The organism is Clostridium sp. (assembly GCF_036569345.1).
Lineage (GTDB): Bacteria > Bacillota > Clostridia > Clostridiales > Clostridiaceae > Clostridium_AD.
Map to the genome: position 1 here is coordinate 35,096 of NZ_DATCQT010000164.1, position 12,885 is coordinate 47,980.

The following is a 12,885-nucleotide window of genomic DNA, read 5'->3' on the forward strand; positions in this document are numbered from 1 at the left end:
TCCAAAATTTTATTTAGACTAATTAGTTCAAGAGATATTATGCTTATCTCGTATTTAGAATTATATTAATCATACCCAGTTTAGCATAGTCTTATTTTTCATTCAATTAAATTTTAATTATAATATAATTCTTCCTATAAAAAATCAATCAGATATTCCTATGAATTAGTTTATCGCTACTTCAAGGGCATTAAAAGATATTGTATGAACTAATAATGTTAAAGTGGTATAATGATATTATCTTAACACTATATTAATATAGCTTACCTATTAATATAGAAAAAATATGATATTACTCAATTTAATATGTGTTTTTATAAACAATAAGTAAACGGTTACCAATAAAATTAATAAGGGGTGTAAAAAACTATGTCTCAGTATGTAATTGCACTAGACCAAGGAACAACAAGCTCAAGATGTATTTTATTTAACAAAGATGGACTTATTGCAAGTGTTGCTCAAAAAGAATTCACCCAAATATTTCCTAAACCAGGTTGGGTTGAGCATGATCCTATGGAAATTTGGGCTACTCAATTAGGTGTAACACAAGAAGCTATGGCGAAAATTGGAGCAACAGCACAGGATATTTCGGCGATCGGTATCACTAACCAAAGAGAAACTACAGTAGTTTGGAATAAAATTACTGGAGTTCCTGTATACAATGCAATTGTTTGGCAGTGCAGGAGAACAGCTGGTATATGTGATGATTTAAAAGCTACAGGCTTCGATAAAGTAGTAAGGGACAAAACTGGCCTTATACTTGATGCTTATTTTTCTGGTACAAAAGTAAAATGGATACTTGATAATGTTGCAGGTGCTCGGGTCGAGGCTGAAAAAGGAAATTTAATATTTGGTACTATTGATACATGGTTAATTTGGAAATTAACCAAAGGAAAAGTTCATGTAACAGATTATACAAATGCTTCGAGAACAATGTTATACAACATACATGAATTAAAATGGGATGATGAATTACTTAACACTTTAGATATACCTAAATCAATGCTTGCAGAGGTTAAACCGTCTAGTTGTGTTTATGGATATACTGATACTTCAATATTTGGTTCTCAAATAGCAATAGCTGGAGCAGCAGGTGATCAACAGGCTGCATTATTTGGACAAACCTGTTACCAAGCTGGAACCGCTAAAAACACTTATGGTACAGGTTGCTTCTTACTAATGAACACTGGAGAAAAAGCTGTGGAGTCCCATAATGGACTACTTACAACTATAGCTTATGGCATTAATGGCAAAGTTAACTACGCTCTCGAGGGAAGTGTATTTGTTGCAGGCGCTGCTATTCAATGGTTAAGAGATGAACTTCGAATGATAAGGACATCCCCTGAATCAGAAGCATATGCCACAGCTGTTGAAGATACAGCTGGCGTATATATGGTACCGGCATTCGTTGGACTTGGTGCACCATATTGGGATCCATACGCAAGAGGAACAATTGTTGGTATAACACGTGGAACAAAAAAAGAACACTTTATAAGAGCAGCACTTGAATCATTAGCCTATCAAACAAATGATGTATTAAAAGCTATGCAAGAAGATTCAGGCATTACACTTAAAGCCTTAAAGGTTGATGGTGGTGCATGTGCTAATAACTTCTTAATGCAGTTTCAATCTGATATATTAAATGTTCAAGTGGATAGACCAGACGTAATTGAGACAACAGCACTCGGTGCTGCATATTTAGCAGGTCTTGCAGTTGGATATTGGAAAGATCAAGAAGAAATCTCAAAAAATTGGGCACTATCGAGATCATTTGAACCAAAAATGGTAGAAGAAAAAAGGGTTAATCTTTTAAAAGGCTGGCATAAAGCTGTTGGTAGATCTAGAGATTGGGAAAAATAAATTAATTTAACTGGGTTATATTGTTATGATGATAATTTATATTCATTAATTTCATACTTGTATTTACTTAACTATTATGTTACTATTAAATTAATGAATAAAGGCGGAGAAAAGAGAGCCTTGGTTTGTGGGTGTGTTATGCCCATTAATCAAGGTTCTCTTTTTATTTGCGTTTATTGTTGATAATTTCAAAACATAACAAGAAACAAAGATAGTTTATTATTTACAGTTTAATTCTTCATTTATACTTAATCTTTATATCACTACTTGAAAACGCATACAAGAATGCAGCAAAAATTAGTCTTGCAACTATTAAGTGAAAGAAAGTATAAATCATGAAAAACTAATAAATTATTTTGATTTTGCAAATCATAATCAAAATTATCATTTTCAACAAGGAGGCAAAAAATATGTTTGATGTAACAATTATTGGTGCTGGTGTTATTGGGTGTTCAATATCAAGAGAGCTATCTAAATATAATTTAAAAACATGTGTACTTGAAAGATCTAGTGATGTTGCTTCTGGTACAACAAAGGCAAATAGCGCGATTGTACATGGAGGGTTTGATGCTAAGCCTGATACTCTTAAAGGTAAATTAAATGCAAAAGGCAATGCAATGTTTACTGACCTTGCAAAGGAATTAGATTTCCCATTTAAGAGGAATGGTTCATTGGTTCTTTGTTTCGACAAGAAGAGTATGGTAGATCTTACCCATTTACTAGAGCAAGGTAAAATAAATGGAGTACCTGATTTAGTTATTCTTGATGGAGATCAAGTTAGAAAAATGGAACCTAATGTAACTGATAAATGCGTTGGCGCACTATATTCTCCAACAGGTGGAATTGTTTGTCCATACGAAATGACTATTGCTATGGCTGAAAATTCATATAGTAATGGTGTTGAATTTAAGTTTAAAACCGAGGTTAAGAATATAGAAAAAAACTTAAATGGGTATATTATAAAAACTAATAATGGTGATATCGAAACAAAAATGATAATAAACGCAGCAGGTTTATATTCAGGTGAAATGAATAATATGGTTAGCAACAACAAAATAAATATAGTTCCAAGACGAGGAGAATACGTTTTATTTGACAGAGTCGCAGGAGCTTTAGTAAAAAAAACTATTTTCCAGCTTCCAACTAAACTTGGAAAAGGAGTTTTAGTTACCCCCACTGTAGATGGTAATCTTTTAATTGGACCAAATGCAGTTGATTTAGAAGATAAAACTAATCTTGATACAACTCGTGAAGGTATTGATGGTATTATTTCGAAGGCTCAATTAAGCATTCAAATTCCATTTCCTATGAATATGATTATAACTTCTTTCTCAGGAAATAGAGCCCATAGTGAGTCAGACGATTTTATAATTGAAGAAGCTGCCGATGCTAAAAACTTCATTAATGTTGCAGCAATTGCCTCTCCAGGATTAAGCAGTGCACCAAGTATTGCTGTAATGGTAGCTGATATGGTAACTTCAAAATTAGTTCCCGAAAAAAATGTGAAGTTTAACCCTATAAGAAAAGGTATAAGAAAGTTTAGGGAAATGTCCAATGAAGAGCGAAAAGATATAATTAAGGAAATACCTGAATATGGAACAGTTATTTGTAGGTGTGAAACTGTAACAGAAGGTGAAATCTTAGACTCTATAAGAAGGCCTCTTGGAGCAAAAACACTCGATGGTGTTAAACTTAGGACAAGAGCTGGAATGGGTAGATGCCAATCAGGTTTCTGTTCAACAAGAGTTGTAGATATTCTAGCAAAAGAACTTAATATACCTCGCTCTGAAGTTACAAAATCAGGTGGAAATTCTATTTTGCTAACAGGAAAGAATAAACAATCTTTATAAATTGGAGGAATAAATATGCAAGAATATGATTTAATCATAATTGGTGGCGGTCCAGCAGGACTTGCAGCTGCAGTTTCTGCAAAGGAAAAAGGAATAGACAGTATTTTAATTATAGAAAGAGATAATCAATTAGGTGGTATTTTAAATCAATGTATTCATAATGGCTTTGGATTGCACACCTTTAAGGAAGAACTTACTGGCCCTGAGTATTCGCAAAGATTTATTGACAAGGTTATTACACTTGGTATTGAGTATAAGCTAAATACCATGGTTTTGGATGTAAATGATAATAAACAGGTTACTGCTGTAAATGCAAAGGATGGTATTTTAGAACTTCAGGCAAAAGCAATTATACTTGCAATGGGATGTCGCGAGAGGCCACGGGGAGCTCTTAATATACCAGGTGCAAGATGTGCAGGTATTTACACAGCTGGAACTGCTCAAAAATATGTTAATGTTGAGGGTTTAATGCCAGGAACAGAGGTAGTAATACTTGGTTCTGGAGATATCGGCCTTATAATGGCTAGGAGAATGACCCTCGAGGGTGCAAAAGTAAAGGCTTGTGTAGAGTTAATGCCTCATTCAAGTGGACTTAAGAGAAATATCGTGCAGTGCTTAGACGATTTTAATATTCCACTAAAATTAAGCACAACAATAATAAATATACACGGACATGATAGACTTGAGGGAGTTACAATTGCAAAAGTTGATGAACACAGAAAACCAATTAAGGGAACTGAAGAATATATTGCTTGTGATACTTTACTCTTGTCAGTTGGACTGCTTCCAGAAAATGAACTTTCTAGGAAAGCAAATGTTAAACTTAATAAAGTTACAGGTGGCCCAATAGTCGATGAAAGTATGCAGACAAGCATTTCTGGAATATTTACCTGTGGTAATGTGCTTCATGTTCACGATCTAGTAGATAATGTAACAACTGAAAGCTATACTGCTGGCAGAAATGCTGCAGATTTTATAACTGGAATTCACCACCCTGGAAAAATTGTTGAGGTATTCGCAACAGATGGAGTTAGGTATACAGTGCCGAGTACTATTAATCCTGAAAATATAGGTGATGGAATAGATGTTAGATTTAGGGTTGGAGAAGTCCATAAAGCCGCCTATATTTCTGTTTATTTTGATGACGTTCGTGAAATGCATTTAAAGAAAAAAATTCTTACTCCAGGTGAAATGGAAAGCATCAAATTAACTAAAGCAATTTTTGACAAATATAAAGACTGCACTAAAATCACCATAAAAGTAGAAAAGGAGTAATAAATTATGAGTACAAGGGAACTTACGTGCATAGGATGTCCAATAGGTTGTGCTCTTGTTGTAGAACTTAAGGGCAAAGAAGTTATAAGTGTATCAGGAAATACTTGTAAGATTGGTGAAAATTATGGCAAGAAGGAATGCACTAATCCAACAAGGGTTGTTACCTCCTCAGTTTTAGTAACAGGCGGAGATATTTCAGTACTTCCTGTGAAAACTGAGAAAGATATACCAAAAGATTTGATTTATGATTGTGTAAGAGCATTAAAAAACATTGTAGTAAAGGCTCCCATAAGTATTGGGGATGTGGTTCTAAAAAATGTGCTTAACACAGGTGTAAATATTATTGCAACTAAAAATGTTAAATTAATATAATTGTTAACCTAACAGTGTGTTAGTATTAACTTTGAGCAACTAATAAAGAAGAATTCACGATATTATAATATTAATATCGTGTTTCTATAGAATTCCGGGTAAACGTTATCAAATAAAATGAAAAAGGAGTGTTCAAATAATGGCAAAGTATGTAATGGCACTAGACCAAGGAACAACAAGTTCAAGATGTATTTTATTTAACAAAGAAGGACTTATTGCAAGTGTTGCTCAAAAAGAATTCACACAAATATTCCCGAGTCCAGGTTGGGTTGAGCATGATCCTATGGAAATTTGGGCTACACAATTAGGTGTAGCTCAAGAAGCTATGGCGAAAATTGGTGTAACATCACAAGATATTTCTGCAATTGGTATCACTAATCAAAGAGAAACTACAGTTGTTTGGAATAAAAATACTGGAGTTCCTGTATACAATGCAATTGTTTGGCAGTGTAGGAGAACAGCTGGTGTGTGTGATGAATTAAAGGCTACAGGCTTTGATAAAGTAGTAAGAGATAAAACTGGTCTTATACTTGACGCTTATTTTTCTGGTACAAAAGTAAAATGGATACTTGATAATGTTGCTGGTGCTCGCATCGATGCCGAAAAAGGGAATTTAATATTTGGTACTATTGATACATGGTTAATTTGGAAACTAACAAAGGGAGAAGTTCATGTAACAGATTATACAAATGCTTCTAGAACAATGTTATACAACATACATGAATTGAAATGGGACGACGAATTACTTAACACTTTAGATATACCTAAATCAATGCTTGCACAGGTTAAACCATCAAGCTGTGTTTATGGTTATACTGATAATTCGATCTTTGGTTCTCCAATAGCAATAGCTGGCGCAGCAGGCGATCAGCAAGCTGCATTATTTGGACAAACCTGTTATCAAGCAGGAACTGCTAAAAACACTTATGGTACTGGATGCTTCTTATTAATGAACACTGGCGAAAAAGCAGTTGAATCACGCAACGGTCTACTTACAACTATAGCTTATGGCATTAATGGCAAAGTTAACTACGCTCTCGAGGGAAGTGTATTTGTTGCAGGCGCTGCTATTCAATGGTTAAGAGATGAACTTCGAATGATTAAGAATTCACCTGAATCAGAAGAATATGCTACTGCTGTTGAAGATACAGATGGTGTATATATGGTACCAGCATTCGTTGGACTTGGTGCACCATATTGGGATCCATATGCAAGAGGAACAATTGTTGGATTAACTCGTGGAACTAAAAAGGAACACTTTATAAGGGCAGCACTTGAATCCTTAGCTTACCAGACAAATGATGTATTAAAAGCTATGCAAGAAGATTCTGGTATCACACTTAAAGCTTTAAAGGTTGATGGTGGTGCATGTGCTAATAACTTCTTAATGCAGTTTCAATCTGATATACTAGATGTTCAAGTTGATAGACCAGAAGTTATCGAAACAACAGCACTTGGTGCTGCCTATTTAGCTGGCCTTGCAGTTGGATATTGGAAAGATGAAGAAGAAATCGCAAAAAATTGGGCACTTTCAAGATCATTTGAACCTAAAATGGAAGAAAAAAAGAGAGTTGAACTTTTAAAAGGATGGCATAAAGCTGTTGGTAGATCAAGGGACTGGGAAACCAAATAAAGCGTAATTTACAAAAATAAAATGTATTTAGCAGAAGTAGAATGCATAAAGCATTTTACTTCTGAATTAAATAAATAAATTATATAGGGGGAAAATATTATGTTACCATATTATGCTGAATTTTTCGGAACAGCACTACTCATTCTTCTTGGTGATGGTGTAGTTGCAAATGTAGTTTTAGCAAAGACAAAAGGACATGATTCTGGATGGATAGTTATAGCTTTTGGTTGGGCATTTGCAGTTGGTGTTCCAGCTTACATCTTTGGAACAGCTAGTGGAGCTTCATTTAATCCTGCACTTACAATAGCTCTAGCTGCGGTTGGTAAATTATCATGGACACTCGTACCTGGATATTGCGTAGCTGAGATACTCGGCGGAATATTTGGTGGAATTCTAGTATGGCTCATGTACTTTCCACATTGGGCAGTTACAGATGACAAAGTAGGAAAACTTGCTGTATTCTGTACTGCACCTGCAATTAAACATACTCCATCAAACTTTTTAGCAGAATTTATAGGAACATTTGTGTTAGTATTTGCGTTACTAGGAGTTGCTCAAACAAAATCAGCTCCTGGATTTGGTCCTCTTATTGCAGCATTTATAATTTTAGTAATCGGTTTAAGTTTAGGTGGCCCAACTGGATATGCTATTAACCCTGCAAGGGATTTAGGACCAAGAATAGCTCATGCAATATTACCGATAGCTGGTAAAGGAGATTCTGATTGGGGATATGCATGGATACCAGTAATAGCTCCAATTTGTGGTGGTATTGCGGGAGCACTCGCAGTAGTTGCTATGTTTGGTTAAATGTAATTTCCAATAGTTTCAAATAAATTTATTAATAGTATTTATCTTTAATAAAATAAAAACATCCAATTATATTTAAATATTGGATGTTTTTTTGCATTTAAATCGTTCTATTTTGCGTTTGTGCAATTACTTTTAGTTCATTTATCATAGCCTCAAATTTCTCTGGCTTTAAGGATTGTGGTCCATCACTAAATGCATTAGCAGGGTCATAGTGCACTTCAATTTCAAGACCATCTGCACCAACTGCTATAGCAGCTTTTGCAAGTGGTTCAACTAACCACCATTTACCCGCAGCATGACTTGGATCTACTATAACAGGCAAATGAGTAAGCTTTTTTAGCACTGGAATTGCACTTAAATCTAAAGTATTTCTTGTGAAAGTTTCAAAGGTTCTAATTCCTCTTTCACATAAAACTACATTCTGATTACCACCAGCCATTATATACTCTGCAGACATAAGCAGTTCTTCGATTGTTGCGCTCATACCTCTCTTTAAGAGTATTGTCTTATTACATCTTCCTACTTCCTTTAAAAGGTCAAAGTTTTGCATGTTTCTAGCACCAATTTGTAATACATCGGCATAACTAGATATTTTCTCAACCAGTTCTACGCTCATAACTTCAGTTACAATTGGAAGCCCTGTTATTTTTTTTGCTTCTAATAATATTCTTAGCCCTTCTTCCTCCATCCCTTGGAAACTGTATGGAGAAGTTCGTGGCTTGTAAGCTCCTCCTCTTAGGAAATTAGCCCCTGCCTTCGCTACATCTTTTGCAATAGTTATTAGCTGTTTTTCACTTTCAACTGCGCAAGGCCCTGCAATTATTGCTAACTGTTTCCCACCAATTGTCCTATCATCTACCTTCATTATTGAATCATTAGGATGGAAAAGTCTATTAGCTCTTTTATAAGGGGCTTGAACCCTTACAACCTTATCAACACATTCTTCGGCTTCCAATTGTCCTATGCTTATTGCACTTGTATCTCCAACAAGTCCTAAAATACAGCAGTTTTCTCCCTGTGTAATATGAACGGCGCAACCTAACCTTTCTGATTTTTTCTTAATGACACCAACTTGTTCTTGTGTTGCATTTGCTTTCATTACGATAACCATCTAAAATTCCTCCTAAAATATTATTTTGTCGCGGTTTTTGTAAAATACTTATTCTTAAATTAATTTGTTATAAATAAATTTATTATAAAAAATTATAAAAAAAGGAAGACCCATTATAATGAGTCTTCCTTGTGTGTATCTTTAGTTTACCTATTAAATAGAAATATAAATTGGTATCCTAGTATTATTCTTTAACTCATTATTTAAAGAATCCTTATATATTTTTTTGCACAAATAATAACCCATGCTAAAATAATAATAGCTCAAGCTAAAATAAAAAAAATATACTTTTTTAGTAATTCCCTTAATAACGATGTTATTCATTAGAACACCTCACAAAATTTTAAAATGATATCTGATTTTTTTTTAATGTTAAAATATTATAACATACTTAAGCTATTTGTCAATGTATAACATTTTTCTAAAGTAGACGTTTTAAATCTCTTCCCTCTTTTGTTTTTTATTGTTTATCTTTTCACGTCTTGTTTCAAGTTCAGCTACAACATCCTCTACTTTTATTCCCTTTGCCACCATAAGTACTAAGGTGTGATAAAATAAATCTGATATTTCGCCTACAGTTTCCTTCTGGTCACTGTTTTTACTACTAATTATTACTTCCGCACTTTCTTCTCCTACTTTTTTCAGGATTTTATCAAGCCCTTCTTCAAACAGATAACTAGTGTATGAACCATTTGTAGGGTTTTCCTTTCTTTCTTTTATTACTTTATAAAGTTGATCTACTATATTATTTCCGCTCATTTTACAGTTCCCCTTCTCTATTTATTTATAATGCAATTTTAGTTATTGTTTGTTCTTATGTGACAAAAGCTCATATCGCATCCTATATTTTTTCTTCCCCTGTACTTTTATCACTAGTAATATCCCTGTAAAAACAACTTTTATTGCCAGTATGACAAGCTGCTCCAACTTGCTCTACCTGCAACAGCATTGTATCTCCATCACAATCAAAACTTATTTTTTTCACATATTGAAAATGTCCTGATGTTTCACCTTTGTTCCATAATTTTTTTCTAGATCTACTATAGAACCAAGTTGTTTTAGTCTCCATAGTTTTTTTAAAGGATTCTTCATTCATGTATGCAAGCATCAAAACCTCTCCACTACACTCCTCCTGCACTATTGCAGGAACTAATCCATTATTAAATTGAATTTCATTTATTTCATCCACAATAATCACCACATTTCTTTATTTTTCGTTAAATCCTAATTTCTACACCTTCACTTTTGAGGTACTCTTTTACTTGTTTGATTGATAGCTCTTTATAATGAAACAAAGAAGCTGCCAGTGCTGCATCCGCTCCACTTTTTTCAAAAACTTCATAAAAATCTTCTATTTTCCCACAGCCACCTGATGCAATTACAGGAATATTTACAATATCGGTAATTGCATTTATGAACTCTATATCATACCCTTTTTTTGTTCCATCTGCATCCATACTGGTTAAGAGTATTTCACCTGCGCCTAGCTCTTCTACCTGTTTTGCCCACTTCACTGCATCTAGCCCTGTATTTATTCTTCCACCATTTATAACCACATGCCACCCTAATCCGTCATCATTCTTTTTTCCATCTATAGCAACCACTACGCATTGACTTCCATATTTCGCTGCTGCCTCAGTTATAAGATCAGGCCTTCGAATTGCAGCGGAATTTACTGAGATCTTATCTGCTCCAGCTCTAAGAATTTCTTTAAAATCATCTATAGTTTTAATTCCTCCACCTACAGTCAGTGGAATAAATACCTTTTCAGCAGTCCTTTTTATTACATCTATCATTGTTTTTCTTCCCTCATGAGTAGCTGTTATATCAAGAAAAACAATTTCATCTGCCCCCTCTTTATTATAAAACTCTGCTATTTCTACGGGGTCTCCTACATCTTTTAAATTTATAAAGTTTATTCCTTTCATTACCCGTCCCATAGTTACATCTAAACAGGGAATGATTCTTTTAGTAAGCATTACTAACCCCTCCCTTCTAAAATTGCTTCCTCAAGAGATATATTGCCACTGTAAAGCGCTTTCCCTATAATAGCTCCATACATATTCATTTCCTTAAGTTTTTTTATATCTTCAATGCATTTCATACCGCCTGATGCAATAATATCACAAGTAACTTCATCATTCATTTTCCCAGTTGCTTCGAAATTAGGTCCAGTCAAAGTTCCATCACGACTTATATCTGTAAAAATTATAGTTTTTATTCCTATACTCTCCATTTGTTTTGCAAAATCTATATATTCCACTTTACTGCTTTTTTGCCAACCCTCTACTGCTACAAATCCATCTCTTGCGTCAATACCAATAGCAATTTTATCACTAAACTTTTTAACTGCTTCTTTTACTAGTGACGGATTGTTTAAAGCTGCAGTACCAAGTATTACTCTACTTAATCCCTTATTAATTAACATTTCTATAGTTTCTATACTTCTAATTCCACCGCCAAGTTGTATAGGGATTTTTAAATCTTTTATAATTTTGTTTATACTATTTAAATTTTCAATAGATCCTTTTAATGCTCCATCTAAATCTACCATATGTAGATATTCTGCACCCTTGTCCATAAAGTTTAGGGCAGTTTGTAGAGGATCTTCCCCTACAACTTTTGCTGACATAAATTCACCCTGAAAAAGTCTAACACATTTTCCACCCTTTAAATCTATTGCTGGAAATATCTTCATTATATTACCTCCACAAAGTTTTTAAGTAATTTTTGACCGAACTCACCACTTTTCTCTGGATGAAACTGCATACCAAATATATTTCCTTTACTTACAATCGCAGGTATCCTTTTCTCATAAGTGCTATATGCATTTACTATACCCTCTTCGCAATTTACCGCATAATAAGAGTGAACAAAATATACATATTGGTTTTCTTCTATGCCCCTTAGGAGTGGTGAAGGAGTTTCAAATGATAAACTATTCCAACCCATATGTGGAATTTTTATAGAGCCTTCGAGTTTTATTATATTTCCTTTTAATAATCCTAGTCCCTCGCATTTTTCAACTTCATCACTTTCTTCAAAAAAAAGTTGCATCCCTAGACATATTCCAAGTATTGGTTTTCCTTCCTTAGCCGCTGCTTTAATTACCTTATCTAGTCCTGAATTCTTCATATTTTCCATTGCATCTGGAAAGGCACCAACGCCCGGGACAATAATGCTTCTACATTTTGATATTTCCTCAGCGCTTGAGGATATTATGGACTTAATATTCATAGAATTAAGTGCATTTTGAACACTATTTAGATTTCCAACACCATAATCAACTATCCCTATCATAGTTTTCCTCCTTATAAAGATCCTTTTGTAGATAATACTCCTTTTATCCTTTTATCATAAGTTAAAGCCTCACTTAATGCTTTTCCTAAAGCTTTGAATAAAGCCTCCACCATATGATGGTTGTTTTTTCCGTAAATTACTCTTGCGTGAAGTGTTATTCCACCGTTTGTTGCAACGGCCCTAAAGAACTCTTCTACCATTTCTGTATCAAACCCACCAATTTTATCTACAGTAAACTCAACATCAAATACAAGATAAGGTCTTCCACTTAAATCTAGTGACACTGAAGCCAAAGTTTCATCCATAGGTACAAAACTTGTTCCGTACCGTTTTATTCCCTCTTTACCCTTTAGTGCCTCTTTAATAGCCATTCCCATTACTATTCCAACATCTTCAATTGTATGATGAGAATCCACAAATAAATCTCCTACAGCCTTAACTTGTAAATCGAGTAATCCATGTTTTGCAAAAAGGTTTAACATATGATCAAAGAAACCTATACCTGTATCACCTTCATAATTTCCGGACCCATCTAAGTTTATGTTAACCTCAATATTTGTTTCATTACTTTCTCTTGAAATTTTTGCTTTCCTCTCTATCATATAACTCTCTCCTTTTGTTTTGGACTAAAAATATGTTAACTCATCATCTTCGCTACTTCAATATTGCCTTGA

Annotated in this window: 13 protein-coding genes; 6 read left to right on the plus strand and 7 right to left on the minus strand. The window is 34.0% G+C overall.

What is annotated here, in order from left to right; genetic code table 11:
- The first annotated feature begins 369 nt into the window (after positions 1 to 369).
- From glpK (VIM70_RS16455) to VIM70_RS16480, 6 genes are all read left to right on the plus strand, one after another.
- Positions 370 to 1,860 (plus strand): glycerol kinase GlpK, encoded by a 1,491-nt coding sequence (gene glpK / locus VIM70_RS16455; protein ID WP_331946860.1) that lies wholly within the window; start codon positions 370 to 372, stop codon positions 1,858 to 1,860.
- Positions 1,861 to 2,270: 410 nt separating this feature from the next.
- Positions 2,271 to 3,710, plus strand: coding sequence for an NAD(P)/FAD-dependent oxidoreductase (locus tag VIM70_RS16460; protein ID WP_331946861.1), 1,440 nt, complete (start codon positions 2,271 to 2,273; stop codon positions 3,708 to 3,710).
- Positions 3,711 to 3,725: 15 nt separating this feature from the next.
- Positions 3,726 to 4,985, plus strand: coding sequence for an NAD(P)/FAD-dependent oxidoreductase (locus VIM70_RS16465; protein ID WP_331946862.1), 1,260 nt, complete (start codon positions 3,726 to 3,728; stop codon positions 4,983 to 4,985).
- Positions 4,986 to 4,991: 6 nt separating this feature from the next.
- Positions 4,992 to 5,357, plus strand: coding sequence for a DUF1667 domain-containing protein (locus tag VIM70_RS16470; RefSeq protein ID WP_331946863.1), 366 nt, complete (start codon positions 4,992 to 4,994; stop codon positions 5,355 to 5,357).
- Positions 5,358 to 5,496: 139 nt separating this feature from the next.
- On the plus strand, positions 5,497 to 6,990 hold the full coding sequence (gene glpK, locus VIM70_RS16475; protein WP_331946864.1) for a glycerol kinase GlpK: 1,494 nt from the start codon (positions 5,497 to 5,499) through the stop codon (positions 6,988 to 6,990).
- 99 nt (positions 6,991 to 7,089) lie between these two features.
- Entirely contained in the window at positions 7,090 to 7,797 is a 708-nt protein-coding gene (locus tag VIM70_RS16480) for an MIP/aquaporin family protein (RefSeq protein ID WP_331946865.1), read from the plus strand.
- Between the two features lie 100 nt (positions 7,798 to 7,897).
- Here VIM70_RS16480 and aroF read toward each other — a convergent pair whose 3' ends face one another.
- From aroF to hisB, 7 genes are all read right to left on the minus strand, one after another.
- Positions 7,898 to 8,911, minus strand: coding sequence for a 3-deoxy-7-phosphoheptulonate synthase (aroF, locus tag VIM70_RS16485; RefSeq protein WP_331946866.1), 1,014 nt, complete (start codon positions 8,909 to 8,911; stop codon positions 7,898 to 7,900).
- A 435-nt stretch (positions 8,912 to 9,346) separates the two neighbouring features.
- Positions 9,347 to 9,670, minus strand: coding sequence for a phosphoribosyl-ATP diphosphatase (gene hisE / locus VIM70_RS16490; RefSeq protein WP_331946867.1), 324 nt, complete (start codon positions 9,668 to 9,670; stop codon positions 9,347 to 9,349).
- A gap of 82 nt (positions 9,671 to 9,752) precedes the next feature.
- On the minus strand, positions 9,753 to 10,109 hold the full coding sequence (gene hisI / locus VIM70_RS16495; protein WP_414648723.1) for a phosphoribosyl-AMP cyclohydrolase: 357 nt from the start codon (positions 10,107 to 10,109) through the stop codon (positions 9,753 to 9,755).
- Positions 10,110 to 10,128: 19 nt separating this feature from the next.
- Positions 10,129 to 10,890, minus strand: a complete 762-nt coding sequence (gene hisF / locus VIM70_RS16500) for an imidazole glycerol phosphate synthase subunit HisF (RefSeq protein WP_331946868.1) — start codon at positions 10,888 to 10,890, stop codon at positions 10,129 to 10,131.
- Between the two features lie 2 nt (positions 10,891 to 10,892).
- Positions 10,893 to 11,609, minus strand: coding sequence for a 1-(5-phosphoribosyl)-5-[(5-phosphoribosylamino)methylideneamino]imidazole-4-carboxamide isomerase (hisA, locus tag VIM70_RS16505; RefSeq protein WP_331946869.1), 717 nt, complete (start codon positions 11,607 to 11,609; stop codon positions 10,893 to 10,895).
- Positions 11,609 to 12,211 carry an imidazole glycerol phosphate synthase subunit HisH gene (gene hisH, locus VIM70_RS16510; protein ID WP_331946870.1) on the minus strand — a complete coding sequence of 201 codons (603 nt, stop codon included), beginning with the start codon at positions 12,209 to 12,211 and terminating at the stop codon, positions 11,609 to 11,611. The genes hisA and hisH overlap by 1 nt, the downstream gene beginning before the upstream one ends.
- Before the next feature lie 11 nt (positions 12,212 to 12,222).
- Positions 12,223 to 12,813: an imidazoleglycerol-phosphate dehydratase HisB gene (gene hisB, locus VIM70_RS16515; RefSeq protein WP_331946871.1), complete on the minus strand. Its 591-nt coding sequence runs from the start codon at positions 12,811 to 12,813 to the stop codon at positions 12,223 to 12,225.
- Between the last annotated feature and the right edge of the window lie 72 nt (positions 12,814 to 12,885).